General features: G+C 69.1%; 26 protein-coding genes. 15 read left to right on the plus strand and 11 right to left on the minus strand.

The window, feature by feature from the left end; translation table 11 throughout:
- Nucleotides 1-7: 7 nt before the first annotated feature.
- From BLQ39_RS02175 to idi, 8 genes are read right to left on the minus strand one after another with little or no spacing between them, the layout of a single operon-like run.
- Complete coding sequence (locus tag BLQ39_RS02175; RefSeq protein WP_092321449.1) at nucleotides 8-406, minus strand: RNA-binding S4 domain-containing protein; 399 nt, start codon at nucleotides 404-406, stop codon at nucleotides 8-10.
- Nucleotides 407-429: 23 nt separating this feature from the next.
- Nucleotides 430-1,332, minus strand: a complete 903-nt coding sequence (locus BLQ39_RS02180) for a prenyltransferase (protein WP_092321450.1) — start codon at nucleotides 1,330-1,332, stop codon at nucleotides 430-432.
- Complete coding sequence (locus BLQ39_RS02185) at nucleotides 1,325-1,630, minus strand: lycopene cyclase domain-containing protein (RefSeq protein ID WP_092321451.1); 306 nt, start codon at nucleotides 1,628-1,630, stop codon at nucleotides 1,325-1,327. The genes BLQ39_RS02180 and BLQ39_RS02185 overlap by 8 nt, the downstream gene beginning before the upstream one ends.
- Nucleotides 1,627-1,980, minus strand: a complete 354-nt coding sequence (locus BLQ39_RS02190; protein WP_092321452.1) for a lycopene cyclase domain-containing protein — start codon at nucleotides 1,978-1,980, stop codon at nucleotides 1,627-1,629. Before BLQ39_RS02190 ends, BLQ39_RS02185 begins: the two co-directional genes overlap by 4 nt.
- Nucleotides 1,977-3,605: a phytoene desaturase family protein gene (gene crtI / locus BLQ39_RS15940; protein ID WP_241986895.1), complete on the minus strand. Its 1,629-nt coding sequence runs from the start codon at nucleotides 3,603-3,605 to the stop codon at nucleotides 1,977-1,979. The genes BLQ39_RS02190 and crtI overlap by 4 nt, the downstream gene beginning before the upstream one ends.
- On the minus strand, nucleotides 3,593-4,486 hold the full coding sequence (locus BLQ39_RS15945) for a phytoene/squalene synthase family protein (RefSeq protein WP_198417062.1): 894 nt from the start codon (nucleotides 4,484-4,486) through the stop codon (nucleotides 3,593-3,595). The genes crtI and BLQ39_RS15945 overlap by 13 nt, the downstream gene beginning before the upstream one ends.
- Nucleotides 4,483-5,529, minus strand: a complete 1,047-nt coding sequence (locus BLQ39_RS15950) for a polyprenyl synthetase family protein (protein ID WP_092321453.1) — start codon at nucleotides 5,527-5,529, stop codon at nucleotides 4,483-4,485. The genes BLQ39_RS15945 and BLQ39_RS15950 overlap by 4 nt, the downstream gene beginning before the upstream one ends.
- A complete protein-coding gene (idi, locus tag BLQ39_RS02205; protein WP_092321454.1) occupies nucleotides 5,522-6,061 on the minus strand; it encodes an isopentenyl-diphosphate Delta-isomerase in 540 nt (179 codons plus the stop codon). Before idi ends, BLQ39_RS15950 begins: the two co-directional genes overlap by 8 nt.
- 82 nt (nucleotides 6,062-6,143) lie before the next feature.
- Between idi and BLQ39_RS02210 the strand changes: the two genes are divergently transcribed.
- From BLQ39_RS02210 to BLQ39_RS02220, 3 genes are read left to right on the plus strand one after another with little or no spacing between them, the layout of a single operon-like run.
- Nucleotides 6,144-6,698 (plus strand): MarR family winged helix-turn-helix transcriptional regulator, encoded by a 555-nt coding sequence (locus BLQ39_RS02210; protein ID WP_092321455.1) that lies wholly within the window; start codon nucleotides 6,144-6,146, stop codon nucleotides 6,696-6,698.
- A complete protein-coding gene (locus BLQ39_RS02215) occupies nucleotides 6,695-7,222 on the plus strand; it encodes an adenine phosphoribosyltransferase (RefSeq protein WP_092321456.1) in 528 nt (175 codons plus the stop codon). The genes BLQ39_RS02210 and BLQ39_RS02215 overlap by 4 nt, the downstream gene beginning before the upstream one ends.
- A gap of 41 nt (nucleotides 7,223-7,263) precedes the next feature.
- Nucleotides 7,264-7,713, plus strand: coding sequence for an NUDIX domain-containing protein (locus tag BLQ39_RS02220; RefSeq protein WP_092321457.1), 450 nt, complete (start codon nucleotides 7,264-7,266; stop codon nucleotides 7,711-7,713).
- Between the two features lie 17 nt (nucleotides 7,714-7,730).
- Here BLQ39_RS02220 and BLQ39_RS02225 read toward each other — a convergent pair whose 3' ends face one another.
- Nucleotides 7,731-10,205: an ATP-dependent DNA ligase gene (locus tag BLQ39_RS02225; protein ID WP_092321458.1), complete on the minus strand. Its 2,475-nt coding sequence runs from the start codon at nucleotides 10,203-10,205 to the stop codon at nucleotides 7,731-7,733.
- Between the two features lie 68 nt (nucleotides 10,206-10,273).
- On the opposite strand from BLQ39_RS02225, the gene ku reads away from it, so the two are divergent.
- The 5 genes from ku (at nucleotide 10,274) to BLQ39_RS02250 (ending at nucleotide 13,708) form a co-directional block, all read left to right on the plus strand.
- On the plus strand, nucleotides 10,274-11,140 hold the full coding sequence (gene ku / locus BLQ39_RS02230; RefSeq protein WP_092321459.1) for a non-homologous end joining protein Ku: 867 nt from the start codon (nucleotides 10,274-10,276) through the stop codon (nucleotides 11,138-11,140).
- 74 nt (nucleotides 11,141-11,214) lie between these two features.
- The gene (locus tag BLQ39_RS02235; protein ID WP_338419104.1) at nucleotides 11,215-11,808 is read left to right on the plus strand and encodes a CDP-alcohol phosphatidyltransferase family protein; all 594 of its coding nucleotides are present in this window, start codon (nucleotides 11,215-11,217) and stop codon (nucleotides 11,806-11,808) included.
- Nucleotides 11,801-12,298: an FHA domain-containing protein gene (locus tag BLQ39_RS02240; RefSeq protein WP_092321461.1), complete on the plus strand. Its 498-nt coding sequence runs from the start codon at nucleotides 11,801-11,803 to the stop codon at nucleotides 12,296-12,298. The genes BLQ39_RS02235 and BLQ39_RS02240 overlap by 8 nt, the downstream gene beginning before the upstream one ends.
- Nucleotides 12,298-12,996, plus strand: a complete 699-nt coding sequence (gene ftsR, locus BLQ39_RS02245; RefSeq protein ID WP_092321462.1) for a transcriptional regulator FtsR — start codon at nucleotides 12,298-12,300, stop codon at nucleotides 12,994-12,996. The genes BLQ39_RS02240 and ftsR overlap by 1 nt, the downstream gene beginning before the upstream one ends.
- A gap of 160 nt (nucleotides 12,997-13,156) precedes the next feature.
- The gene (locus BLQ39_RS02250; RefSeq protein ID WP_092321463.1) at nucleotides 13,157-13,708 is read left to right on the plus strand and encodes a MerR family transcriptional regulator; all 552 of its coding nucleotides are present in this window, start codon (nucleotides 13,157-13,159) and stop codon (nucleotides 13,706-13,708) included.
- Nucleotides 13,709-13,814: 106 nt separating this feature from the next.
- Here BLQ39_RS02250 and BLQ39_RS02255 read toward each other — a convergent pair whose 3' ends face one another.
- Nucleotides 13,815-14,627, minus strand: a complete 813-nt coding sequence (locus BLQ39_RS02255) for a ParA family protein (protein WP_092321699.1) — start codon at nucleotides 14,625-14,627, stop codon at nucleotides 13,815-13,817.
- Nucleotides 14,628-14,704: 77 nt separating this feature from the next.
- On the opposite strand from BLQ39_RS02255, the gene BLQ39_RS02260 reads away from it, so the two are divergent.
- Genes BLQ39_RS02260 through BLQ39_RS02270 form a run of 3 tightly spaced genes read left to right on the plus strand, consistent with a single transcriptional unit; the run spans nucleotide 14,705 to nucleotide 19,985 of the window.
- Complete coding sequence (locus BLQ39_RS02260) at nucleotides 14,705-18,109, plus strand: pyruvate carboxylase (RefSeq protein ID WP_092321464.1); 3,405 nt, start codon at nucleotides 14,705-14,707, stop codon at nucleotides 18,107-18,109.
- A gap of 37 nt (nucleotides 18,110-18,146) precedes the next feature.
- The gene (locus BLQ39_RS02265) at nucleotides 18,147-19,448 is read left to right on the plus strand and encodes a MinD/ParA family ATP-binding protein (RefSeq protein WP_241986896.1); all 1,302 of its coding nucleotides are present in this window, start codon (nucleotides 18,147-18,149) and stop codon (nucleotides 19,446-19,448) included.
- Nucleotides 19,449-19,493: 45 nt separating this feature from the next.
- Nucleotides 19,494-19,985, plus strand: a complete 492-nt coding sequence (locus BLQ39_RS02270; protein WP_092321465.1) for a peptide deformylase — start codon at nucleotides 19,494-19,496, stop codon at nucleotides 19,983-19,985.
- Between the two features lie 66 nt (nucleotides 19,986-20,051).
- On the opposite strand, the gene BLQ39_RS02275 is transcribed toward BLQ39_RS02270, so the two are convergent.
- Complete coding sequence (locus BLQ39_RS02275; protein ID WP_092321466.1) at nucleotides 20,052-21,884, minus strand: AMP-dependent synthetase/ligase; 1,833 nt, start codon at nucleotides 21,882-21,884, stop codon at nucleotides 20,052-20,054.
- A gap of 138 nt (nucleotides 21,885-22,022) precedes the next feature.
- Here BLQ39_RS02275 and BLQ39_RS02280 point away from each other — a divergent pair, with 138 nt between their 5' ends.
- The 4 genes from BLQ39_RS02280 to BLQ39_RS15955 form a co-directional block, all read left to right on the plus strand.
- The gene (locus BLQ39_RS02280; RefSeq protein WP_092321467.1) at nucleotides 22,023-22,970 is read left to right on the plus strand and encodes an ROK family glucokinase; all 948 of its coding nucleotides are present in this window, start codon (nucleotides 22,023-22,025) and stop codon (nucleotides 22,968-22,970) included.
- A 28-nt stretch (nucleotides 22,971-22,998) separates the two neighbouring features.
- On the plus strand, nucleotides 22,999-23,688 hold the full coding sequence (locus tag BLQ39_RS02285) for a lysophospholipid acyltransferase family protein (protein ID WP_092321468.1): 690 nt from the start codon (nucleotides 22,999-23,001) through the stop codon (nucleotides 23,686-23,688).
- Between the two features lie 95 nt (nucleotides 23,689-23,783).
- Entirely contained in the window at nucleotides 23,784-25,154 is a 1,371-nt protein-coding gene (locus BLQ39_RS02290) for a class II 3-deoxy-7-phosphoheptulonate synthase (protein ID WP_422386339.1), read from the plus strand.
- A 245-nt stretch (nucleotides 25,155-25,399) separates the two neighbouring features.
- Nucleotides 25,400-26,020, plus strand: a 621-nt coding sequence (locus BLQ39_RS15955) for a DUF222 domain-containing protein (RefSeq protein WP_218121500.1), incomplete at its 3' end; no start/stop codon positions are given.

The following is a 26,020-nucleotide window of genomic DNA, read 5'->3' on the forward strand; positions in this document are numbered from 1 at the left end:
GTCTGAGCTAGTCGTCGTCGGGAAGGTCGGTGCGCTCCAGGCCGCGCAGCTTATCGATGTCGCGGCGTTCACGCTTGGTCGGCCGGCCGGCCCCGCGGTCGCGCATGGGGACGAGCGCGACCTCCTCACGGGGCGGGGGAGGCGGGGTCTTGTCCACGTAGCATTCGGCCGCCACCGGGGCGCCGACGCGCTTGGAGACGATCCGGGCCACGACGAGCACCCGGTCGAAGCCGGCGCTGCGCACCCGCACCTCGTCGCCCACGCGCACGGCCTGGGCCGACTTGACCTTGTCACCGTTGACCCGAACGTGACCGGCGCGGCAGGCGGCCGTGGCCTGGGAACGGGTGCGGAACATCCGCACCGCCCAGGTCCAGCTGTCCACGCGCGCGGTGGTGACGGGGTCCATCCCTCGACTCTACGCGGGCGGGCTCAGCTTCCCCGGACGGCCACCCAGGCGATGAGCAGCATGGTCACGAGGAACCCGGTGAGGAAGTTGAGCCACAGGAAGAGCTTCCACCCGGCGTTGGCGGTCTCGGCCCGGTCGTCGGGGATCGACCGGTACGGCCAGGCGGCCAGGATGTAGGGCAGGGCGAGCACGGCGGCCAACGGTCCCGGCCAGCTGGTCGCCAGCATGAGCAGGCCGGCCAGGCCCCATCCGGTGATCGCGAGGCGCACCGTGCGGGCGGCGCCGAACGCGGTCGCGATCGACGCGATCCCGGCCTGCCGGTCGGGCGCGACATCCTGCACGGCGCCGAAGGCGTGGCTCGCCATGCCCCAGAGGAAGAACGCGGCCAGCAGGGCGAGCAGGGCGGGCGTGAAGACGGCCCCCGCGACCGCCAGGCCGTACACGGCCGGGCTCACGAAGTGCGTGCTCGAGGTGATCGAGTCGAGCACCGGCCGCTCCTTGAAGCGCAGCCCGGGAACCGAGTAGGCGACGACCGCGAACAGGCTGAGGCCCAGGACGAGCCAGGACCACGGATGCTCCGCGCCGGCGAGCAGGAGCATCAGGGCGAGCATCGGGGCCGCGGTCAGCACGCCGGCGGCCATCACCGTGCGGTGCAGCCCGGGGTCCAGCAACGCCCCCTCCGCGCCGCCCTTGCGCGGATTGCGCAGGTCGGACTCGTAATCGAAGACGTCATTGATGCCGTACATCAGGAGGTTGTAGGGCACGAGGAAGAAGACCGTCCCGACCACGAGCAGGGCGTCGACCCGGCCGGTGGTCACCACGCAGGCGGCGGCGAACGGGAAGGCGGTATTGATCCAGCTGAGCGGCCGGGACGACAGGAGCACCTGGCGCGCCTTCCAGCCCGCCGACGTGCGCGCCTCACTCATGTTCTCTCCCCAGCAGCGTCCACAGCGCGGGCAGCAGGAGCGCCGCCGCGACCGGATAGGCGAAATCCTCCAGCGGGGCCAGGCCCACCCGGAACCCGATCAGCAGCGCAGGATCGTAGGCGACGAGCCCGACCGCGATCATGACGGTGTCGAAGACGGCGGTGAGCACCAGCAGGGCAGCGAGGGCGATCCCGACGGCGGCCACCCCGGTCCGGCCCGGGCGCCGCTGCCGCAGCGCGAACACGGCTACGGCGGCAGCGGCGGCCAGGAAGACGGCATCCAGCAGCAGGTAGCTCATTCGGTGCGCTCCCGGGTGCGGGCAGGCCGGGTGCGGGCAGGCCGCGTGAGCAGCAGCCGCGCGCCCTGGACCAGGTTCATGGTGAGGTAGCAGAGGAAGGCGAGGAAGAAGAGCTCCTCCACGGGGAGCTCCGGGGCCAGCTGCAGGCCCGTCATCAGGTTTGTTTCTCCGCGGTAGAAGATGCCCAAGCCGATGCCCAGAAGGTCCCAGGCGAGGAAGAAGAGCACGCCCGCGCCGAGAACCCAGGCGGCCCGGCGGGCATCCCGCCAGAAGAACAGGCGGAACCTCCGGTCCAGCACGACCATCGCGGCCAGGGATGCCACCAAGGTCAGCAGGTAGGCGGCGCTCACAACGGCTCCGGGAGCGGACCGGTCGACGTGTCTGAACGGATGCGTTTCAGCAGGATCTCGGCGCTGATCAAGCACATCGGCAGGCCGATGCCCGGGATGGTCGTGCCCCCGGCGTAATAGAGCCCGTCGACCCGGGCCGAGGCGTTGGAGCCGCGCAGGAAGGCGCTCTGCCGCAGGGTGTGCCCCGGCCCGAGCGCCCCGCCTCGCCAGGAGTTGAGGTCCTCGGCGAAGTCGCCCGGCCCGACGGTGCGCCGCACGACGATTCGCTCCATCAGGTCGGGGATGCCCGCCCACTCCGACAGCTGGCCGATCGCGGCATCCGCGATCGCCTCGATCGCGGCGTCACCGGCGCCGGCTATGCCGCCCCGCCCCAGCGACGGGTCGGCGGGGATCGGCACGAGCAGGAACAGGTTCGCCGTGCCGGACGGCGCCACCGTGGCGTCGGTCGCGCTGGGCATGCAGGCGTAGAAGGATGCCGGGGCCGGGACGCTCGGGTTCTTGCCGAAGATCCGGCCGAAGTTCTCCTTCCAGTCCGAGGTGAAGAACAGGGTGTGATGCTGGAGCTCGGGCAGCTCGCCCCGGACGCCGAGCATGACCAGCACCGCTCCGGGGCCGGAGACCCGGCGCCGCCACCACCGCTCCGGGTAGGTCCGCTGCTCCGCCGGCACCAGTTCGGTCTCCGTGTGATGGAGGTCGGCCGCCGAGACGACGACATCGCAGTCGAGCTCGACGGTGGTCCCGTCCGGGCCGAGGTAGTTCACCCCGGCGACCGCGCTCGCCGGGGGTCGGGCGGCGCCGGTCCGGCGGGTCTTCCCGCGGCTTGTCATCGGCGCCGCCGCGCGGATCCCGGTCACACGCGCCCCGGTGAGCACGCGAACACCCTCCGCCCGGGCGAGGTCGGCGATGCTGTCGATGACGCGGGTGAAGCCGCCCTGCGGGTAGAGCACGCCGTCGGCCAGGTCGAGGTAGCTCATCAGGTGGTACATCGACGGCGTGCGGCCCGGTGACGAGCCGAGGAAGACCGCCGGAAAACCGAGGATCTGCCGCAGCCGGGGATCACGGAAGTACCCCGCGGCGAACCGGTCGAGCGGCTGCAGCAGCAGCCGGGCCAGCCGGCCGAGGCGGCCGATGACCGCCCGGTCCAGGAACGGCCGGAAGGAGGCGAAGCTCGTGTAGAGGAAGCGCCCGACCGCCATCCGGTAGGTCTCCTCGGCCGAGTCGAGGTAGCGGTCGAGGGCGGCCCCAGCACCCGGCTCGATCCGCTCGAAGGTGCGCAGGTTCGCTTCACGGTCGGCCGCGATGTCGACGGGCTCGGCCTGCGCCTCGAAGTAGACGCGGTAGCCGGGGTCGAGCCGGCTGAGGTCGAGCTGTTCGGCCGCGCTGGTTCCGAGCAGCCGGTAGAAGTGGTCGAAGACCTCGGGCATGAGGTACCACGACGGCCCGGTGTCGAACCGGAAACCGCCGGCGTCCCAGCTGCCCGCGCGGCCGCCGAGTTCCCCCCGGGCCTCGAGCAGGGTCACGTCGTGACCCTCCCGGGCGAGCAGGGCGGCGCTGGCCAGTCCGGCGATGCCGCCGCCGATGACGACGGTGCGGGTGCGCCTGGCGTGCCGCGTCAACGCTTCCACGTCCCGGAGCCGAGGGTCGCCGCGACGGCGATCACGAGTTTCTCGGCATCCGGAACGCGCACCCTGGCGCGCAGGAGCTGCCGGGCCGGAGTGGCCCGTAACCGGCTGGACAGGCGGGAGAAGAGGCGGTGGGCGAGGGTCACGGCGCGGCGGCTCCCGCCGGGCAGCATGGGCAGCACGTTCTCGGCGGCGGCGAGGTCGGCGTCGATGTCGTCGAGGATCCGGTTCTTGTCGGCATCCGTCATGGCGGCGACGTCGACCCCGGGAAAGTAGTTGCGGCCCAGGGTGTCGCGGTCGCAGGCCAGGTCGCGGAGGAAGTTGACCTTCTGGAAGGCGGCGCCGAGGCGGCAGGCGCCATCTTCGAGCAGCGCCAGCTCCGTGGTCGACGACCGGGATTCCTGCATGAAGCAGCGCAGGCACATGAGCCCGATGACCTCCGCGGAGCCGTAGATGTACTCGGCCACGCCCACCTCGGTGAACGGGGAAGGATCCAGGTCTCGCCGCATCGACGCGAAGAACGGCGCCGTGAGTCGAAAGTCGATGCCGACCTGTCGTGCGGTGGTGGCGAAGGCGTGCACGACGAGGTTGGTGCTGTACCCGCCGTGGATCGCCCGCTCGGTCTCCCGCTCGAGGTCGTCGAGCTGTTCGCGCTGGGCGGCCAGGTCCAGCCCGGCTCCGGTCGCCGCGCCGTCGACGATCTCGTCGGCGATGCGCACCAGCGCGTAGACGGTCCGCACCTGGCTGCGCACGCTCGGGGCCAGCAGCCGGGTGGCCAGCCCGAAGGAGGTGGAGTAAGCGTCGATCACGGTGGCCGAACTCGACCGAGCCGCCGCGTTGTACCGGTCGATGTCGGTCGGCTCCGCCCGGTTTCGGCGCGTCATCGGAACCTGTTGACGGCGGAGCCGGCGAGCGTGGTGAGCGTGCCGCGCAGTTGGGCTGGGATGAGGGGAGTGTCCAGTGCCTCCACGGCCTTCGCCGCGTGGTCCCGGGCCAGGTCGCCCACCGCCTGTAGGGCTCCGCAGGCGCGGATGTGGTCCCTGACCACATCGGCTTCCGGCGCGCTCAGGTCGGCTTTGCCGATGTACGGCGCGATCGCCGGCCACGCCGTCGTCGCGCCGGCATGGGCGATCAGGGCGGTCTGCTTGCCCTCGCGCAGGTCGGCGACGACGCTCTTGCCGGTCCTGGCCGGGTCGCCGAAGACGCCGAGGATGTCATCGGTGAGTTGGAACGCCACGCCCACCAGGCGTCCGAACCGCCCGAGCACATCGATGGCCGCGTCGGTCGCCCCGGACAGGACCGCCCCGGCCTGGAGCGGCGCCTCGAAGGAGTAGACGGCCGTCTTCTGCTCGAGTGTCGCGAGCACCTCGGCGACGCCGAGCGGCTGGGGCCTGGCTGCGTTCGTCACATCGGCGAGCTCCCCGGCGGCGGAGACGAAGACCGCGCGATCGAGCAGGTCGAGCAGTCTCATCCGCCGGCCGGCTTCGACGGGCAGCCGGGCCAGGATGCGATGGGCCTCGCTGAGCGCGAGATCCCCGGCGAGAATGGACGCCGTCACCGCCCAGGCGCCGGCCTGACCGCTCTCGGCTCCGTGGGCGAGGGCCCGGTCGCTGAACCGGCCGGCGATGTTCGCGATGCCCCTCCGGGCCAGATCTCGGTCGATCACGTCGTCGTGGATCAGGAAGGCCGTGTGCAGCAGTTCGAAGCTCACCGCGACGGGGGTGACGAGGGCGAGGTCCCGACCCCCGAATCCGGCGTACGCGGCCAGGACCATCGCCGGGCGCACGCGTTTGCCGCCCGTGCTGGCTTGCTCGAGGCAGTCCCAGAGGGCAACGTAATGGTCGCCGTAGTCGCTCGCGCGGAGCCGTGCGGCCGCGAAGTAGCGCTGGAGTTCCGTCTCGACTCCCGCTGTGGCGATCTCACGCACGGAAACGATCCAACTCCTGCACCTGCAGGACCAGCCAGGGGCTGAACGCCCACGGTGCGTCGCGCACGGCACCGCGCAGGGTGGTTGGATCCGCCCAGCGGTACTCCATCACCTCGCGCGGGTTCGGCTCGGGTTCGGCCGAGGTCGTGGCCACATAGACCGGGCAGAGTTCGTTTTCCACCGTGCCGAAGCTGTCGGTCGCCCGGTAGCGGAACAGGGGGAGGGCGACGGAGATGGCGCTGATATCCAGGCCGAGTTCGAAGCGCGCTCGCCGCGTGACCGCCGCCGTGAGCGGTTCGGCCGGCAGCGGATGCCCGCAGAAGGAGTTGGTCCACACGCCGGGCCAGGCCTTCTTGCCGAGCGCGCGCCGGGTCATCAGCACCTCGCCGAGGTCGTTGAAGACGTAGCAGGAGAAGGCCAGATGGAACGACGTGTCCGCGCCGTGGACGCTCTCCTTCGGCGCCGTGCCGATCTCACGCCCATCCTGGTCGAGCAGGATGACGTGTTCCACGAGTGTGTCTGCGGTCTGCACGGCCGTACTCCCTCTTCTGTCGGCCAAGATACCCGAAAAAGTACCTAACCAAGTTAGCGATAGGTCACGTTAGCATTTGGCCATGCCTGAACGAAAAGAACCGGAAGAGCCATCGGCATCATTTTGGTATCGGGCCGACGATGACGAGGTCGTCCGCGCCATGCGCGTGCTCGAGTCCCTGCGCCGCTTTCGCGCCGCCGACAGCGCCATGCGTCACCGCACCCAGGCCGAGATGGACATGAACGAGACCGACCTCCTGGCCATCCGGCACCTGATCGCCGCGGAGGCACGGGGGAGCGCCGTCGGCCCGAAGGATCTCAGCGCGGTGCTGGGTATTTCGTCCGCGGCGACGGCGAAGCTGCTGTCCCGGCTCGTCGAATCCGGCCACATCCGGCGGGAGCCTCACCCGAGCGATCGCCGGGCTCAGCTGCTCCACGCGACGCCTGGCGCGCACAGGGAGGTGCGGGCGACGCTCTCGGCGATGCACGGGCGGATGCTGGACGTCGCCGAGGGTCTCAGCGTCGCCCAGCAGAAGGCCGTCATCCATTTTCTGGACACGCTCAGCCTTGCCGTGTCCGCGCCCGTCGTCACCCCGCGGACTCCTGGCCGCGGGCCAGCGCCTACGCTGGAACGGTGACTTCTCCCGCCGCCGCGCACGTTCGCTCCCTCCTCGCCTCGTACCCCGACTTCCCGCAGCCGGGGATCATGTTCCGGGACCTCAACCCGGTTTTCGCCAACGCCGCGGCGTTTCGCAGCATCGTCGATGAACTCGTCGACGGCCATCACGGCCGATTCGACGCCGTCGCGGGGATCGAGGCGCGCGGCTTCCTGCTCGCGGCGGCCGTCGGTTACGCGGCGGATGTGGCCGTGCTGGCCGTCCGCAAGGGCGGCAAGCTGCCCGGCACCGTCCTGACCGAGGAGTACGACCTCGAGTATGGTTCGGCCCGGCTGGAACTCGAGGTGGGCCAGCTGCCGGCCGGTTCCCGTGTGCTCGTGCTCGACGACGTCCTGGCCACGGGGGGCACCGTCGCGGCGACGTCGCGCCTGATCGAGCGCGCGGGGTACGTCCTGGCCGGCGTGGGCGTCGTGGTGGAGCTCACGGATCTGGCCGGCCGAAGCCGACTCGGCGATGCGAGCGTGCACGCAGTCGTCTCGATCTGACCGCTCAGCGAGCCGGGCATCCGGTGAGGCATGCTTGAAGCATGAGCGGCAGCGGCGACAACTGGGTCTACGCGCCCGACGGCGCCAGGTTCTGGGGCCGCTTCGGGGCCGCGGGCCTGTTGGTGCACCACCACGAGCTCGGGGTTCTGCTGCAACATCGGGCAGTCTGGAGCCACTTCGGCGGCTCCTGGGGTCTCCCGGGCGGCGCGCGCCACGAACACGAAACCGCGTTGGAAGCCGCCATTCGCGAGGCGGAGGAAGAGGCCGGTGTCCCGGCCCACCTGCTGCGCGTGCGGTTCACCTCGGTGCTCGACCTCGGCTTCTGGTCGTACACGACGGTCGTCGTGCGCGCGACGGCGCGCTTCGAACCGGTGATCAGCGACCAGGAGAGCATCGCGCTGCGCTGGGTTGCCGTCCCCGACGTCGACGAGCTGCCGTTGCATCCCGGTTTCGCCGAGAGCTGGCCGCGGATTCGGGCCCGGCTCGAGTAGCGGGCAAGACAGGCGCCTCACCCCGGTGCCGGCTCTTCCCGCACGACATCCGCGGGGGACTTTTCCGGCCGCCAGCCTCGCCACGACGGTTGCCGCAGCCGCCCTGAGGACGTCCACTCGGCAAACTCGACCTCCCCGACCAGGACCGGCCGCACCCAGGTGGCGCCCCGCGCGTCGATCGGCGGCACGTCGGCGAACGGGCTCGTGCTGCGCTCGAGCGGGGCCAGGCGCTTCAGCGCATCGGCCAGGTCGCGATCCCGGAATCCGGTGCCCACGCGCCCCACGTAGGCCAGGGAGCCTTCGTGCGGAATGCCGAGGAGCAGCGCCCCGATGGTGCCCCCGCGGTGACCGTTGCCGGGGCGCCAGCCGCCGATGACGACCTCCTGGCTGCGGTGGTGCTTGAGCTTGAGCCACGTCCTGGAGCGCCGGCCCGTGCGGTAGTCGCCGTCGAGTTCCTTGGCGATCACCCCCTCGAGGCCGAGGTCGCGGCTGCTCCGGAAGGCCGCGGCGAAGTCCCCGTCGAACGTGGGCGGCACATGCACGGTCCCGGCGGAGGCCACCGTCTCCTCGAGTGCCCGCCGGCGCTGGGCGTACGGCTCCCGGGTGAGCGGCTCGCCGCCGCGCTCCAGCAGGTCGAAGACCATGAAATGCACGGGCGTGCCGGCCCTGGCCGCGCGCACGTCCCTGGCCGCGCTCAGCCCCATCCGGGTCTGCAGGAGGCCGAAATCCGGACGACCGCGGCGATTGAGCGCGACGACCTCCCCGTCGAGCACCGCCGAGTCCGCCCTGACCGCATCGAGGAGCCCTTCGACGATCTCGGGGTACGCGGCCGTGACGTCGTTGCCGTTCCGGGTGAGAAGACTCACGCTGCGCTCGGTGCCCTCCGTCGACAGGTACGCGATTGCGCGGATCCCGTCCCACTTCATCTCGAACGACCACTCGTCCTCGTCGCGCAGGTCGCTCGGTGAGCCGAGGGCTGCGAGCATCGGGGAGTACGACCGCCCGCGAGCGGCCAGGGTGACGCCGGTGGCGGTGGCGGTGGCGGTGACGTCCACGGTCGCGGTAGCGGCTGCCTGGGCGGTGGCGCCGACGGCCCGCCTGGGGGGCGTCGCGGCCTTCATCAGGTGGATCAGCCAGTTCTTGTCACCACCGTCCCGGCCGGTGCGGATGAGGGCGATCCGGCGCGGCTCGCCGAGCCCGCCCCCCGGCTCGCCGCGGAGCGTCGCGATCACCTCGTCGTCGCGCCACTTCTCCAGTTCGTACTCGCCGCGGTCCCAGATCGTGACCTCGCCGGCCCCGTATTCCCCGGCCGGAATGGTCCCCTCGAACGAGCCGTATTCCAGCGGGTGGTCTTCGGTGTGCACGGCGAGGTGGTTCCGGGCCGGGTCGGTCGGCACGCCCTTCGGCAGCGCCCAGGAGACGAGCACCCCGTCGCGTTCGAGCCGCAGGTCGTGGTGCAGCCGGCGCGCGTGGTGCTCCTGGATCACGAAGGTCCGGCCGGAGGATGCCGCGGCGGGGGCCTCCGGAACAGGCTCGGGTGTCCTGGCCCGGTTGCGTTTGCCCCGGTAGGCCGCCAGCTTGTCCTCGTCGTCCGGTGCCGCCGGCGCACCGAGCAACTCCTCGAGCGGATCCCGGCGATGCTTCATCCGGGCGATGACCTGTTCGAGATCGAGCTGCTCGAGCTGCGGTGACGCCAGCTCGCGCCAGGTGCGGGGCGCGGCGACCATCGGGCGGAACGTCCCCCGCAGCGAGTAGGGCGTGATCGTCGTCTTCGCCGCGCTGTTCTGGCTCCAGTCCACCAGCACCTTGCCTGCGCGGCGGGCGATCTTCATGTCGCTGACGATGAGGTCCGGGTGGTCGGCCTCCAGCGCCCTGGCCAGCTCGTGCGCCACCCGGGACACCTCGTCCGAGGTGTGGCTGAGGTCGAGCGCGGCGTAGAGATGGATGCCTTTGCTCCCGCTCGTCACCGGCATCGGGTCGAGATTCATGTCGCGCAGGATGACTCGGGCCAGCCGGGCGACCTCGGCGCACTCGGCGAGAGTCGCGCCTTCGCCCGGGTCGAGGTCCAGCACGAGTCGGTCGGGGTTCCTCGGCTGGCCGCCCCGGCCGAACTGCCACTGCGGGACGTGGATTTCGAGCGCGGCCATCTGGGCCAGCCAGGTCAGCGTGGCCAGGTCATTGACCAGCGGATAATCCACGGCGCGGTCGGTGTGCAGGAGGCGCCCGCGCTTGACCCAGTCGGGCGTGGCGGCCGGGAGGTTCTTCTCGAAGAACATCTGCCCCGGCTCGCCTGGCGTTCCTACGCCGTGCACCCAGCGCTTGCGAGTGGCGGGGCGGTTCCGTGCGTGGGAGATCAGCAGGTCGGCCACGGCGGCGTAGTAGCCGAGGACATCCGCCTTGGTGGTACCGGTTTCGGGGTACAGCACCTTGGCGAGGTTGGTCAGTTTGATCCGCCGACTACCGACGAGCACGACCTGCGTGGTCTCGGCCATGCCCTCAGCATGCCCTTCCGGGCCTGGTGTAGCTAGCCCGATCGGGCCTTGCGGTGTGTACTGGATTCATGAGATCGATCTGGAAGGGTGCGATCACCTTCGGTCTGGTCAACGTGCCGGTCAAGGTCTACAGCGCCACGGAAGACCACGACATCGCGCTGCACCAGGTGCACGACACCGACGGCGGGCGCATCAAGTACCAGCGGCGCTGCGAAGTCTGCGGCCGCGTCGTGGACTATGCGCACATTGCGAAGGCATTCGATGACGGCGACAAGACGGTGATCCTGACCGAGGAAGACATCAAATCCCTGCCGGAGGAGAGGAGCCGCGACATCGACGTGGTCGAGTTCGTACCGACCGAGCAGCTCGACCCGATCATGTTCGAGCGAAGTTACTACCTCGAGCCGGACGGCAAATCCTCCAAGGCCTACGTGCTCCTCCGGCAAACGCTCGAAGCGACCGACCGCACGGCGATCGTGCACTTCGCGCTCCGGCAGAAGTCCCGCCTCGGCGCCCTGCGCGTGCGCGGCGACGTCCTGCTGCTGCAGTCACTGCTCTGGGGCGATGAGATCCGCCAGGCGAGCTTCCCGGCACTGGAGCAGAAGGTCGCGATCTCCGGCAAGGAACTCGACATGGCAGCGGCGCTCGTCGACTCGTTCTCGTCCGACTTCACCCCCCAGGACTTCACCGACGACTACCAGGAGCACCTGCGCGTGCTGATCGACGCGAAACTCGCCCAGGGTGACGCGGTCGACACCGCCGCGACCTTCGGCGAGGAGCCCACGGGCGAGGAGGCCGGCGGGGGAGCGGTGCTCGACCTGATGGAGGCGCTCAAGCGCAGCGTCGAACGCAGCCGCGGACCCGGCAAGAAGGACGATGCCTCCGAGTCCCCGCACACGGGGAAGGGCACGCGCAGAGCGAAGTCATCGGCGTAGACGGCCGGCGTTCGCCCCGGCCCTGCGGACGATCACTAGACTCGGGAACTGTGACAGGGGCAACGGGAAACCAGGTGAGTACGAGGGTATGGACGGTACCCAATCTGCTGAGCATGCTGCGCCTGCTTCTCGTTCCCGTCTTCCTGGTGCTGCTCGTCGTCGGGGAAGACGCCTGGGCGCTCCTGGTGCTGGCGGTCGCCAGCCTCACGGACTTCCTCGATGGCCTCATCGCCCGGAGGTGGGGACTCATCACCCGCCTTGGCCAGCTCCTCGACCCGGCGGCGGATCGGCTGTACATCTTCGCGGCGCTCCTCGGCCTGGCCTGGCGGGAAGTGGTGCCCTGGTGGTTCGTCGTGCTCGTCGTCGGGCGGGATGTCTTCATGCTCGTCCTCGGCGTGATCCTCGCCAACTTCGGCTTCGGTCCGCTCCCGGTGCACCAGCTCGGCAAAGCCGCCACCTTCTGTCTCTTTTACGCCCTGCCGATGATCATGCTCGGCCAGGCCTTTCCGGACCTTGCCTGGTGGTCCCAACCGGTGGGCTGGGCCTTCGGTCTCTGGGGCGTTTTCCTCTACTGGTGGGCCGGCGTCATCTACGCCGTCGAAACCGCCCGGGTGATTCGGATCCCGCGTGCCGATCCGGCCTCGCGATCCGATACGCTGGATGTCTAGGAGGTCTACGGTGGGCGATTTCGATCAGAAGAACGAACCCGAGCGCAGGCCTGCGCCCGAAAACACCGACACAACGCTGACTTTCAGCCAGGAGTTCGCAGCGCACCTTGCCGCGATCGACGGTGACGTCACGGCCGAAGAGCAGGAAGCCATCGCGGCACTGCCGTCCGGATCGGCACTTCTCGTCGTTCGTCGGGGCCCCAATTCGGGGGCACGCTTCCTCCTCGACGCCGATCTCACGAGCGTCGGCCGGCACCCCAACGCCGACATCTTCCTCGATGACGTGACCGTGTCGCGCCGTCACGCAGAGTTCCTCCGCAGCGGCACGGTCTTCGAGGTGAAAGACCTCGGCTCGCTCAACGGGACCTACTTCGATGGCACGCGGATCGAATCAGCACGCCTGACCGATGGCTCAGAGGTGCAGGTCGGCAAGTTCCGTCTCACGTTCTACGCCTCGCGGCTCGACCTCGCGCACCTGGCGAGCGAATAGTGCCCGCGACCGCCGCCCGGGCCAGAAACCCGGGTGCAGCGCCGCTATTGAGCATTGGCCAGGTCCTGGCTCGGTTGACGCCTGAATTCGGCGACCTGACGCCCTCGAAGCTGCGGTTCCTCGAGGAACAGGGCCTCGTGTCTCCGGCTCGCACCGAATCCGGCTACCGCAAGTTCTGCGCCGGCGACCTCGATCGACTGCGCCTCATTCTCTCCATGCAGCGCGACTACTACCTGCCGTTGAAGGTCATCCGGAGCTACCTCGACGACCTCGATGCCGGGCTCTCGCCGACGTTGCCCGGCGGCGCCGTGCCCGGCCCGACGATGCTGAGCGCGATGCGCCGGTTCCAGCGCGACGAATTGGTGCGCGAAGCCGGGGCATCCGCCGCGCTCATGCACGACGCCGTGTCGGCGTCGATCATCATCCCGGCCGACTACTACAGCGAAGACGCGCTGCAGGTGCTGCGGGCGCTCGTCGAGTTACAGCGAAGCGGCATCGAACCTCGTCACCTGCGCGGCTTCCGGGGCGCCGCCGAACGCGAGCTCGGCCTGATCGAAAGCGCCCTTGTGCCGCTGTCCCGCCGCAAGGATCCCTCCAGCCGCGCCAAGGCGGCCGACACGGCCGTCGAGATCGCCGGCCAGCTGGAGATCATCCGCAGCAGCCTGATTCGCTCCGCACTGGGCCGACTGACGAAGTAGGCCGTACACTGGAAGACGGCGAGAGTGGAGAGCGTTTCCGCCCCGGCGCCGACCCTGACTTCGACACGCCCCGCCCCTTCGGGCGGATGGGCGGTCCGGCTCGATAACGTGGACACAGCGATCCGAATATCGCAGACAAAAACCCTCGAGAGGCGATCGAATGAGTGAACTCAATCCCCGTGATGACGCCTCACGCTACGGTCTTGGACTTCTCTTCACCGACGGAATGCCCGAACTCGACGAGAACTCGGGCTACCGAGGCGCAGTCGCCGCTCGCGCCGCCGGTATCAGCTACCGCCAGCTCGACTACTGGGCTCGCACCGAACTGGTCGAACCCACCGTGCGTGGGGCCGCAGGATCCGGGTCGCAGCGCCTCTACGGATTCCGCGACATCCTGGTCCTCAAGCTCGTGAAGCGCCTCCTCGACACCGGGATCTCGCTCCAGCAGATCCGCACCGCCGTCAACCAGCTTCGCGAATCCGGTGTGAGCGACCTGGCCCAGACCACCCTCATGAGCGACGGAGCCAGCGTGTACCTGTGCACCTCCAACGACGAGGTCATCGACCTCGTCAGCCGGGGTCAGGGCGTGTTCGGCATCGCCGTCGGCAAGGTGCTGCGCGAGGTCGAGAGCAGCCTGGTCGAACTGGACACCCAGACCGTCGACCCCACCGACGAACTCGCCCAGCGCCGCAGCACCCGCAAGATCTCCTGACCGCCCCCAGTCGCCCCGCGCCTCTGACCGTCGAGTTTGGCGGTTCCGGTTGAGCTTGCCTGGCACGCCCGTCAAGCTCGACCGCAAGCGTCAAGCTCGGCGAGAACTAGGTCGCGGGCTGTTCGGCGTATTCGCCGATGCGGGCGGTGCGCAGCACTCGTTCGAGCAGCTGATCGAAGTAGCCGGCCATCTCCTGCGCGCTTTCACCCGGCCAGATGTGCAGCGGCTTCGCTGCGCCCTGGGCCTGCTGCAGCGAGGTGCGCTCCGGCAGCTGGGGGCTGAGCACGAGCGGGCCGAACATGTCGCGCAGTTCCTTGATCCGGAACTGGTGCTCCATGGACGCCGTGCGGGCACGGTTGACGATGATGCCCAGCGGCTGGAGGCGCGGGCTCAGACCGCGGCGGATCTCTTCGATTGCGCGCAGGGCGCGGTCGGCGGCGGCCACGGAGAACAGGCCGGGCTCGGTGACGACGGCGACGCGGTCACTGGCGGCCCAGGCCGTGCGGGTGAGGGCGTTGAGTGACGGGGCGCAGTCGATGAGCACGAGGTCGTACTCCTTTTCGACGGTCGACAAGGCTTCTTCGAGCTTCCAGATATCGCGGATGCTGGGGTGCGGGCCGTCGAAGTTGATCGCCGAGGGACTGCCGATCATGACGTCGATCGTGCCCTGGCGGCCGCGCGTCCACCCGCTCGGGGCGATCGCGGCGCGCACGGTCTTCTCCTTGGGGGAGGCCAGCACGTCGGCGACGTTGAGGTGCCCGGCGACCTGGATGTCCATCCCGGTCGACACATCCGACTGGGGATCGAGATCCACGACGAGGGTGCGCACACCGCGGGCGAAGGCAGCAGAAGCCAGACCAAGGGTCACCGTGGTCTTTCCTACGCCTCCCTTGAGGGAGCTGACGCTGAGTACATGCACAATCGACAACGTTACCTTCACTAGTCTTAGAGAACCTAACCGTCAGCTGTGTGCCGCGCCACGCTCGAAAGGTCTGAATGTTCTCCAAAATCCTCGTTGCCAACCGTGGAGAGATCGCGATTCGCGCGTTCCGAGCGGCCTATGAACTCGGTGCCAAGACGGTGGCCGTGTTCCCCTATGAGGACCGGAGCTCCCTGCACCGCCTGAAGGCCGATGAGGCGTACCAGATCGGCGAGCCCGGACACCCGGTGCGCGCGTACCTGGACGTGAGCGAGATCATCCGGGTGGCGAAGGAGAGCGGCGCCGACGCCATTTACCCCGGTTACGGTTTCCTTTCCGAGAACCCTGAATTGGCCGAGGCCGCCGCGGAGGCCGGGATCGCGTTCATCGGCCCGGGCAAGAGCGTGCTGGAAATGGCCGGCAACAAGGTCACGGCCAAGGACTACGCGATCGCCGCCGGCGTGCCGGTGCTGCAGTCCACGCGTCCGTCCCTGGACGTGGACGAGCTGATCGGCCAGGCGGCCGAGATCGGCTTCCCTTTGTTCGCGAAGGCCGTCGCCGGCGGCGGCGGGCGCGGGATGCGCCGGGTCGACTCCGCCAAGGACCTCCGGGGCTCCCTCGAGGAGGCGATGCGCGAGGCCAAGAGCGCGTTCGGCGACGCCACCATGTTCCTCGAGCAGGCGGTGCTCCGCCCCCGGCACATCGAGGTGCAGATCCTCGCGGACTCCACCGGTGAGACCGTGCACCTGTTCGAACGCGACTGCTCGGTGCAGCGCCGTCACCAGAAGGTGATCGAGATCGCGCCGGCGCCGAACCTCTCCGATGAGATCCGCGAGCGCCTCTACAAGGACGCCATCGCGTTCGCCAAATCGATCGGATACGTCAACGCCGGCACCGTCGAGTTCCTGCTGGACACCGTGGGGGAGCGCGCGGGCAAGCACGTGTTCATCGAGATGAACCCGCGGATCCAGGTCGAGCACACGGTCACCGAGGAGGTCACCGATGTGGACCTCGTTCAGTCGCAGATGCGGATCGCGGCCGGGCAGACCCTCGCCGAACTGGGCCTGACCCAGGACAAGATCCAGATGCGCGGGGTCGCCCTGCAGTGCCGGATCACGACCGAGGACCCCAATGCGGGTTTCCGCCCGGACACGGGAAAGATCACCACGTACCGGTCCCCGGGCGGTGCCGGCATCCGGATGGACGGCGGAACGATCAACCCCGGCGCCCAGATCAGCCCCCACTTCGACTCGATGCTCTCCAAGCTCACCTGCCGCGGCCGCGACTACGCCTCGGCCGTGACCCGCTCCAAGCGGGCGCTGGCGGAGTTCCGCATCCGCGGGGTCTCGACGAACATCCCGTTCCTGCAGGCCGTACTCGACGACCCGGACTTCGCCGCCGGTGACCTGAGCACGTCCTTCATCGATGAGCGCCCGCACCTGCTGCGCGGCCGCCCGTCGAAGGACCGCGGCACGAAGATCATCAACTGGCTCGCCGACGTCACCGTCAACCAGCCCAACGGCGCCCCCACCACCGCCGTGCACCCGGCCGAGAAGCTGCCGCCGATCGATCTGACCCTTCCGGCTCCGGCCGGGTCGCGCCAGCGGCTGCTCGAACTCGGCCCGAAGGGGTTCGCGACCGCCCTGCGCGCGCAGACCGCCCTGGCCGTCACCGACACGACCTTCCGTGACGCTCACCAGTCCCTGCTCGCCACCCGGGTGCGCACGCGGGACCTGGTCGCCGCGGCGCCGTACGTGGCCCGGATGACCCCCGAGCTGCTCTCGGTCGAGGCCTGGGGCGGCGCGACCTACGACGTCGCCCTCCGGTTCCTCGGCGAAGACCCGTGGGAGCGCCTGGCGGCCCTGCGTGAGGCGCTGCCGAACATCAACATCCAGATGCTTCTCCGCGGCCGCAACACGGTGGGCTACACGCCGTACCCGACCGAGGTGACGGATGCGTTCGTGCGCGAAGCGTCCGACACCGGAGTGGACATCTTCCGCATCTTCGACGCGTTGAACGACGTGAACCAGATGCGCCCGGCCATCGACGCGGTCCTGGCCACGGGCACCAGCCTGGCCGAGGTCGCCGTCTGCTACACCGGCGACCTGCTCGACCCCGCCGAGAACCTCTACACGCTGGACTACTACCTGCGCCTGGCCGAGCAGATCGTGGACTCCGGCGCGCATGTCCTGGCGATCAAGGACATGGCCGGGCTGCTGCGCCCCGCGGCCGCGGAAAAGCTCGTCACCGCGTTCCGGGACCGGTTCGACCTGCCGGTGCACGTGCACACCCACGACACCCCCGGCGGCCAGCTGGCCACGCTCCTCGCGGCATCCCGCGCCGGAGCGGACGCCGTCGACGTGGCCAGCGCCCCGTTGGCCGGCACGACCAGCCAGCCGTCCGCGTCGTCCCTGGTCGCAGCGCTGGCGCACACGGAACGCGACACCGGCCTGTCGCTGCAGAACGTATGCGACCTGGAGCCGTACTGGGAGGCCGTGCGGCACGTCTACCGGCCGTTCGAGTCCGGCCTGGCCTCGCCGACCGGGCGCGTGTACAAGCACGAGATCCCCGGCGGCCAGCTGTCCAACCTGCGCACCCAGGCGGTCGCGCTCGGCCTGGCCGACCACTTCGAACTGATCGAGGACATGTACGCCGCGGCGAACACCATCCTCGGCCGGGTGCCCAAGGTCACCCCGTCGTCCAAGGTCGTCGGCGACCTCGCGCTGTACCTCGCCGCGGTGCGCGCCGACCCGGCCGACTTCGAGCAGAACCCGGACAAGTACGACGTGCCCGACTCGGTCATCGGGTTCATGGCCGGCGAGCTGGGCGACCTGCCCGGCGGCTGGCCCGAGCCCTTCCGCAGCAAGGTGCTCGCCGGCAAGACCATCCGGATCGGGGTCACCGAGATCACCGCCGAGGAACGCGCCGCCCTGGCCGGTGACAGCCACACCCGCCAGGCCATGCTCAACCAGCTGCTCTTCCCCGCGCCGACGCGCCAGTTCGAGCAGAGCCGTGAACTGTACGGCGACCTGTCCGTCATCGACACCGTCGACTACCTTTACGGGCTCAAGCAGGGCCACGAACACGTGATCGAGCTCGAGAAGGGCGTGCGCCTGTACGCCGGGCTCGAGGCCATCGGCGACGCGGACGACAAGGGCATGCGCACGGTCATGACCATCCTGAACGGGCAGCTCCGCCCGGTGTTCGTGCGCGACCGCAGCATCACGGTCGAGACGAAGGTGGCCGAGAAAGCGGATGCCAACCAGCCCGGCCAGGTTGCCGCCCCGTTCTCCGGCGTGGTCACCCTGCAGGTCGAGGAAGGCGCCCCGGTCAAGGCCGGCCAGAGCGTGGCATCCATCGAAGCCATGAAGATGGAGGCGGCGATCACCAGCCCCATCGACGGCTTCGTGGAGCGGGTGGCGATTCCCAGGACCCAGCAGGTCGATGCGGGCGATCTGCTCGTGGTGGTGCGCCCACGGTAGGATAGGTCCCCGATCCACCGACGAGGAGACTGGACTGTTGCCAGACACACGCAGGGACGACGAGAACGTCGGTCGGCGGCCCACGGCCAAGACGGGCGCCGACCCGGTCGCTCCGCCGACTGATGAGTATCACAGCGAGCTTCTGCCGCACACGGTCGAGAACCGGGCTTCGGCTCTCCCGGAGAGCCTGAGCATCCCGCTCGGCGTCGCGGACGCGCCGCGGCGGTCCGTGACGCGCACGGCGGCCCCCGCCCGGACGGGCAGGGACGCTGCGGCCGCCCGGGCCCCGCAGGCCGGCACCCGCAGCATCGAAATCAGCGTTCCGGTCACCCGGGGCGACGGTGCGGCCGAGGACCCGTCGGCCGGCCGCTCCGAGGTCCGCGGCGCCGGAGTCCCGGAGTCGGCGAACATGCTGACCTCCGACCGCCTGCTGGCGGTCAATCGCCAGACCAGGCGCCCGCCGCGCGGCGGCTTCAACCGGCTGGTCTACGACGCCACGCTGCACCTGGTGAACCTCGGCGACTCGGCCCGCGTGATCGCGCACGACGAAATGACCGAACGCATCCGCAAGGAGTTCGAGGGCGGCACGCGCTTCGTGCCGATCCTCACCCGCAAGGGCGGCGTCGGCAAGACCACAGTGACCACGCTGCTCGGGATGGCGCTGGCCGACGCGCGCGAAGACCGCATCATGGCCGTAGACGCGAACCCCGACCGCGGAACGCTCTCTGAGCGGGTCAGCAAACAGACCAGGTCGACGGTGCGCGACGTCGTGACCAGGGCCGCGTCGATCGGCAACTTCACGGATTTCTCCGCCCTCGTCTCCCGGGACGAGACCAGGCTCGACATCCTGGCGTCCGACACCGATCCGCTCCTCTCCGAGGCATTCGACGAAGACGACTACAACGTCGTTGCAGACCTCGCCGCCCGCTATTACTCGATGGTGCTCACCGACTGTGGCACCGGAATCGTGCATTCGGTCATGCGCGCCACCCTGCAGCGAGCGGACTCGGTCGTGATCGTCTCCGGCGGAAGCGTCGACGAGGCGCGGCTGGCCTCTGAGACCCTCACCTGGCTCGAAGCGAACGGCTACGGCGGACTCGTGCGGAACGCGATCGTCGCCCTGAACACCGCGACCCAGGGAACCAACCTGGTCAAACTGGAAGAGATCGAGTCGCACTTCCGGTCACGAGTGCGGGAAATCGTGCGTATCCCGTACGACCCGCAGCTGGCGGCCGGCAGCGTCGTTTCCTTCAAGGACCTGCGGCCGATCACGCAGCTGGCGGCGCGAACCCTCGCGGCGCTGGTCGTCGAGGGCCTGCCGGCCGACCGCAGCCGGTAACCCTGCCTCCGACCGAGACCTCGCCCCGATCATTGGAAGTTCCCTGTGCCTGAGCGCCAGATTCGTCTCCTGGGAGACCCGGTCCTCAAGACCGCCTCCGACCCGATAGTCATCGTCGACGACCGGGTCCGCGCCCTCGTCACCGACCTGCTCGACAGTGTCCGGCTGCCGGGTCGAGCCGGGGTGGCGGCCTCGCAGATCGGGGTGAACCTGCGCGCGTTCAGCTACAACATTGACGGGGACATCGGCTATATTCTCAACCCGGCGATCGTCGAGCTGTCCGGCGAGCCGGAGCTGGTCGACGAAGGCTGCCTGTCCGTGCCCGGCCTCTGGTACCCGACGAAGCGGTATCCGTTCGCCCGCGTCGTCGGCACGGACCTCGAGGGTGACACGGTCGAGCTGTCGGGCATGGGAGTCATGGCGCAGGCGCTGCAGCACGAGACCGATCACCTCGACGGCCTGCTCTACCTCGACCGCCTGGACAAGGAGAACCGTCGCGCAGCGATGAAGGAAGTCCGCGCGTCCACCTGGTTCTAATCCGACAGGCCCGACCCCTTCTGAGGTCGAGCCTGTCGGGAACCGGGCCTGTCGGGACCCCGCTGATCAGTCCCTGATCGAGAAGCCCTCGGTGACCGGGGCGCCCTCGTAGAGGCCCTCGATCGTGTCTGCGAAGTCCTTGAGGATGAGGTCGCGCTTGATGCTGAGCTTAGGCGTGAGGTAGCCGTTGGCCTCGAGGAGTTCCGTAGGCAGCACGACGAACTTCCGGATCGATTCGGCCCGCGACACGTGCTCGTTGGCGTGATCGACGGCGCGCTGCACTTCGGCGAGCACCGCCTTGTTCACCGAGGCCTCGGCCAGGGACATCCCGGCGTCTTCCTTGTTGTTGTTGAGCCACACCGGGAGCATGTCCGGGTCGAGGGTGATCAGGGCGGCGATGAAGGGCTTGCGGTCGCCGACCACGACGACCTGCCCGATCAGCGAGTTCGCCCGGATCGGGTCTTCGAGGGCCGCCGGGGCGACGTTCTTGCCGCCGGCCGTGACGATGAGTTCCTTCTTCCGCCCGGTGATGGTGAGGAAGCCCTCCTCGTCGAAGGACCCGATGTCGCCGGTCTTGAGCCAGCCGTCCTCGAACGTCGCGCGTGTGGCGTCCGGGTTCTTCCAGTACTCCTTGAAGACGTTGACGCCCTTGACCTGGATTTCGCCGTCGTCCAGGGCTCGCACGGAGACGCCAGGCAGGGCCGGGCCCACGGTACCGATCTTGGACTTGGTGGCCAGGTTGACGGTGGCCGGAGCGGTCGTCTCGGTGAGGCCATAGCCCTCGAGGATGACGATGCCCAGGCTGTGGAAGAAGTGGCCGAGGTGCGCGCCGAGCGGCGCCGATCCGGACACCGCGTACTTGACGTTGCCGCCCATGACGGCGCGGAGCTTGCTGTAGACGAGCCGGTCGAAGAGGGCGAACTTGATCTTCATCATCAGGGGGATCGCCTGGCCGGACTGGAGGGCCTGCGAGTGTGCGACGGCCACTTCGGCGGCCGCGCGGAAGATCTTGCCCTTTCCGCCGGCCTCGGCCTTCTGCTCGGCCGAGTTGTAGACCTTCTCGAACACGCGAGGCACGGCGAGCAGGAAGGTGGGCTTGAAGCTGCCGAGCGCCGGGAGGAGCTGTTTGGTGTCGGGCTGGTGGCCGACGCGCACGCCCGCGTGAACGCAGAGCACCGAGATGAATCGCGCGAACACGTGTGCGGTGGTGATGAAGAGGAGGGTGGATGCACCCTTTTCGTCGGTGAGGACTTCCTTGAGCGCGACCGCGGAGTTGCGGCAGGTCTCGACGAAGTTGGAGTGCGTCAGCACGCAGCCCTTGGGCCGGCCGGTGGACCCAGAGGTGTAAATCAGGGTGGCGATGTCGCTTCCGACGGCGAGGCCGCGTCGGCGTTCGATCTCAGCGTCCGGGACAGCCGTTCCGCTCGCGGCGAGCTTGTCGAGGTCGCCGAGGCCGATCTGCCAGACGGTTGTGATGGTCGGCAGTTCCGGGTGGATCTCGTCGAAGCGCGCGAAGTGGTCCGCGGTTTCGAGGATGAGTGCCTTGGCGTCCGAGTCGCCGAGGATCCACTGGATCTGGGTGGGAGAGCTGGTTTCATAGACCGGGACGAGCACGGCCCCGGCGAACCAGGCGGCGAAGTCGACGAGCGTCCACTCGTACCGGGTCTTGCACATCAGGCCGATCTTGTCACCGGGCTCGATGCCCGCCGCGACGAAACCCTTGGCGAGGGCGACGACCTGGGCGTGGAATTCGATGGTGCTGACCGGAAGCCATTCGCCGTTCACGGGCAGCGAGAACAGAACCATGTTCGGCGTCGCCTTCAGGCGATCGACGAGCAGGTCCGTCACATTGGCTGCCGGATCGGCAGGAACAATGGCGGGAACGTCAAACTGTCTCACGGCGACTCCTTTGGGCCGGATGGGCGGGTGTTTCGCCCGGCGGGATGCTGATTTACTACACTCTATGGGGTACTGCCGCGTCTGCTCCGGATGCGGCGGTGCTCGTTTCCGTAACGCTCGCCGACGAAAGGTGCCCTCGTGCATGCCATTGGGATCGACATTGGCGGCACCAAGATCGCCGGCGCACTCGTCGACGAGGCGGGCACCATCATCCGCTCCGACCGGAGGCCGACGTCCGCCGGCGATCCGGCCGAAATCGAAGATGCCGTCGTGGCGATGATCAGGAACCTCGCCGAGGGTGAGGATGTCATCGCCGCCGGGGTCGCCGCTGCCGGGTTCATCGACGCGAGCCAGTCGACCGTCTACTACGCGCCGAACATCAACTGGCGCAACGAGCCCCTCCGCGAGAAGCTCGAAGCCCGGCTTGACCTGCCGATCATCATCGAGAACGATGCCAACGCGGCCGGCTGGGCCGAGTTCTGTTTCGGCGCCGGCCGCAATTACAGCGACATGGTCACCCTCACCATCGGCACGGGTGTCGGCGGCGCCATCGTCTCCCGGAACCAGTTGTTCCGCGGTGGCTTCGGCGTGGGCGCCGAGCTCGGTCACCTTCGACTCATCCCCGGCGGCCTGCCCTGCGGTTGTGGGGCCCACGGCTGCATCGAGCAATATGGTTCCGGCCGGGCCCTGCTGCGCATCGCCAATGAATTCGCGGATGCCGGGGGAATCGGCCTGGGCCTCGCCGCGGCCAGGGCGCGCGCGGGAACACTCACCGGCGTCGACGTGAGCGCGCTGATCCAGGCCGGCGACGGCGGGGCGCTGGCCGCGCTGCGACAGGTCGGCAGCGCGCTCGGCCAGGCCTGCGCGAGCCTGGCCGCGGTGCTGGACCCGCAGGTGTTCGTCTTCGGCGGGGGAGTGGCCGTCGCGGGCGAGCTTCTGCTCGAACCGATCCGCGCGGCCTACCTCGAACACCTGCCCGCTCGGGGCTACCACCCCGAGGCGGAGTTCACCACCGCCCAGCTGGTCAACGACGCGGGTGTGGTCGGCGCAGCCGACCTCGCGCGCAAGCACGTCATCGAGCAGTAGGCTTTCCAGCTCAGGGAGGAAACGAACAATGTTCTATTGGATCATGAAGAACATTGTGGTCGGTCCGATCCTTCTCGGCCTGTTCCGGCCGTGGATCGTCGGACTCGACAAGATCCCGAAGGAGGGCGGCGTCATCCTCGCCAGCAATCACCTCTCCTTCATCGACTCCGTCTTCCTGCCCCTCATCGTGCCGAGGAGGGTCGTGTTCCTGGCCAAGAGCGAATACTTCACCGGCAAGGGGCTCAGGGGCTGGGCGACGCGCACGTTCTTCAAGGCAACCGGCCAGCTTCCGATCGACAGGTCGGGCGGCAAGGCCTCCGAGGACTCCCTGAACACCGGGCTCCGCGTGCTCCGCTCGGGCGGCGTGCTCGGCATCTACCCCGAGGGCACCCGCAGCCCCGACGCGAAAATGTACCGGGGCCGCACGGGCGTGGCCCGCATGGTCCTCGAGGCGGGCGTCCCGGTGATCCCCGTCGCCATGATCGACACCGAGAAGGCGATGCCCACCGGCACCCGGATCCCCAAGGTGCGGCGCATCGGCATCATCATTGGCGACCCGCTCGATTTCAGCCGCTTCGAGGGGATGGAGGGTGACCGGTTCGTGCTGCGATCGATCACCGACGAGCTCATGTACGAGCTGCGCACGCTCAGCGACCAGGAGTACGTGGACGTCTACGCGACCAGCGTCAAAGAAAAGCGAGCAAACCTTTCGCGGTAAGCTTCCATAATCGGGTTCAGCGCTGATCCGACCTCCCCTCCTGACCCACGGCCCGCGAATTCATGCGCGCCACCAAGAGAAACTGGAATCGTCCCGTGGTAGACCCCACCGAACCCGTCGTCGTCGCAGATAAATCAGTGATCGCGGGCCTGGACTATTGGCGCACGCTTCCGATCAAGCAGCAGCCGACCTGGCCCGACGCCGAGGCCGTGGCCGCGGCATCCGCCGAACTGGCAACCCAACCGCCGCTCGTCTTCGCCGGCGAGGTCGACATCCTGCGCGACCGGCTGGCCCAGGCCGCCCGCGGTCAGGCCTTCCTGTTGCAGGGCGGCGACTGCGCCGAGACCTTCAGCGGCGCCACCGCCGAGCAGATCCGCAACCGGGTCAAGACCGTGCTGCAGATGGCAGTCGTGCTCACCTACGGCGCCTCCATGCCCGTCGTGAAGATGGGGCGGATGGCCGGACAATTCGCCAAGCCCCGCTCGAGCGACTTCGAGACGCGCGGCGACGTGACGCTGCCCGCCTACCGCGGCGACATCGTCAACGGCTACGACTTCACCCCGGAGTCCCGCGAGGCCGACCCGGCGCGCCTGGTGAAGGGGTACCACACGGCCGCCTCGACCCTGAACCTCATTCGCGCGTTCACCCAGGGTGGATTCGCCGACCTCCGCCAGGTGCACAGCTGGAACCAGGGCTTCGCCGCGAACCCGGCCAACCAGCGCTACGAGAAGCTGGCCAAGGAAATCGACCGCGCGATCAAGTTCATGACCGCCTGCGGGGCCGACTTCGAGGCGCTCCGGCGCACGGAGTTCTACACCAGCCACGAGGGCCTGCTGATGGACTACGAGCGGCCGATGACGCGCATCGACTCGCGAACCGGAACCCCGTACAACACCTCGGCTCACTTCGTCTGGATCGGGGAGCGCACCCGCGATCTCGACAGCGCCCACGTCGACTTCCTGTCCCGCGTGCGCAACCCGATCGGTGTCAAGCTCGGCCCGACGACCTCGATCGACGACATGATGCGCCTCATCGACATCCTCGACCCCAATCGCGAGCCCGGCCGCCTGACCTTCATCACCCGCATGGGTGCTGGAAAGATTCGGGATGCCCTGCCGCCGCTGCTCGAGGCGGTCAAGGCGAGCGACGCGAACCCGCTCTGGGTCACCGACCCCATGCACGGCAACGGCGTGACCACGCCGACCGGCTACAAGACGCGGCGTTTCGACGACGTCGTCGACGAGGTCAAGGGCTTCTTCGAGGCTCACCGCGCGGTGGGAACGCACCCGGGTGGCATCCACGTGGAGCTGACCGGCGACGACGTCACCGAGTGCATGGGTGGGTCGGAGCACATCGACGAGGCCGCCCTGGCCACCCGCTACGAGTCGCTCTGCGACCCGCGCCTGAACCACATGCAGTCCCTGGAACTCGCGTTCCTCGTGGCCGAGGAGCTCGCCGTTCGCTAGCACCCCGTCTCGGTGCCGAGAGTTGCCGTTCCTGCCCAGAGTCGCCGTTAGAGCGGCGATTCTCGGCAGGAACGGCGACTCTCGCTGCGTGCGGGGGTGCGTGCGGGGCTGCGGCGGGGCGCGTGCGGGGCGCGGTTCCTGCGCTTGTCCTCCACAGGTCCTGGCGGCGGGAAGTTATGCACAAGGGCCGGTCAAGGGTGGTTTCGGTCGGTAGTAATGTCGGTGGTTCGCCGTACCGTTGGCGTATGGAAACCTTCACAGCACCACCCGGTCGGGCACTCCCGGCCGGCCCGAACCCGGGCGCTGGACCGGGAACGAACCCGGGCGCTGGCCCGGGTGTCGCCACCGACCAGGGTCAGCCGCTGACAGCGGCCGCGGTCCACCTGGAGGAACTCGGCGCGCTCATCGATGCGGTCACCGCCATCGACCGGGCGATGGCGGTGCAGGCCGCGGCCCGGGTGGTCGCGATAGACGCGGCGCGGGTCTGCAGCGAGCGGGAGCTCGGCGGGAGTGCGTTCAGTCCGGCGTTGACTCGCCGGTCGCTGGTGGCCGAGCTGGCTTGCGCGTTGCGGATTCCGGAGTCGACCGCTTTGGGCCTGCTGGAGAGCAGCCGGGCCCTGGTCCACGACCTGCCCGACACTCTGGCGGCCCTGGCCGCGGGGCGGATCGGCTACCGGCAGGCGATCATCCTGGTCAACGAAACCACCGGCCTGCCCGCCGAGGTAGCTGCTCAGCTGGAGCAGGAGGCGTTGCCGTCGGCCGGCCGGTTGACGGCGTCGCAGTTCGAAAGGAAGACCAGGAAGCTGCGGGAGCGGATCCATCCGGAGTCGATCACGGCCCGGCATGTGCGGAGCGTGGCCGACCGG

It is taken from the genome of Cryobacterium psychrotolerans (assembly GCF_900101115.1).
GTDB lineage: Bacteria > Actinomycetota > Actinomycetes > Actinomycetales > Microbacteriaceae > Cryobacterium > Cryobacterium psychrotolerans.

Bases quoted from the DNA above. Each gene is read 5' to 3' on its own strand.
- BLQ39_RS15945 (WP_198417062.1), bottom strand. From the start codon at position 4,486: ATGACGCGCCGAAACCGGGCGGAGCCGACCGACATCGACCGGTACAAC.
- BLQ39_RS02240 (WP_092321461.1), top strand. From the start codon at position 11,801: ATGTCTAGGAGGTCTACGGTGGGCGATTTCGATCAGAAGAACGAACCC.
- BLQ39_RS02210 (WP_092321455.1), top strand. From the start codon at position 6,144: ATGCCTGAACGAAAAGAACCGGAAGAGCCATCGGCATCATTTTGGTAT.
- BLQ39_RS02260 (WP_092321464.1), top strand. From the start codon at position 14,705: ATGTTCTCCAAAATCCTCGTTGCCAACCGTGGAGAGATCGCGATTCGC.
- BLQ39_RS02220 (WP_092321457.1), top strand. From the start codon at position 7,264: ATGAGCGGCAGCGGCGACAACTGGGTCTACGCGCCCGACGGCGCCAGG.
- BLQ39_RS02225 (WP_092321458.1), bottom strand. From the start codon at position 10,205: ATGGCCGAGACCACGCAGGTCGTGCTCGTCGGTAGTCGGCGGATCAAA.
- ku (WP_092321459.1), top strand. From the start codon at position 10,274: ATGAGATCGATCTGGAAGGGTGCGATCACCTTCGGTCTGGTCAACGTG.
- BLQ39_RS02180 (WP_092321450.1), bottom strand. From the start codon at position 1,332: ATGAGTGAGGCGCGCACGTCGGCGGGCTGGAAGGCGCGCCAGGTGCTC.
- BLQ39_RS02175 (WP_092321449.1), bottom strand. From the start codon at position 406: ATGGACCCCGTCACCACCGCGCGCGTGGACAGCTGGACCTGGGCGGTG.
- BLQ39_RS02285 (WP_092321468.1), top strand. From the start codon at position 22,999: ATGTTCTATTGGATCATGAAGAACATTGTGGTCGGTCCGATCCTTCTC.
- BLQ39_RS02250 (WP_092321463.1), top strand. From the start codon at position 13,157: ATGAGTGAACTCAATCCCCGTGATGACGCCTCACGCTACGGTCTTGGA.
- BLQ39_RS02185 (WP_092321451.1), bottom strand. From the start codon at position 1,630: ATGAGCTACCTGCTGCTGGATGCCGTCTTCCTGGCCGCCGCTGCCGCC.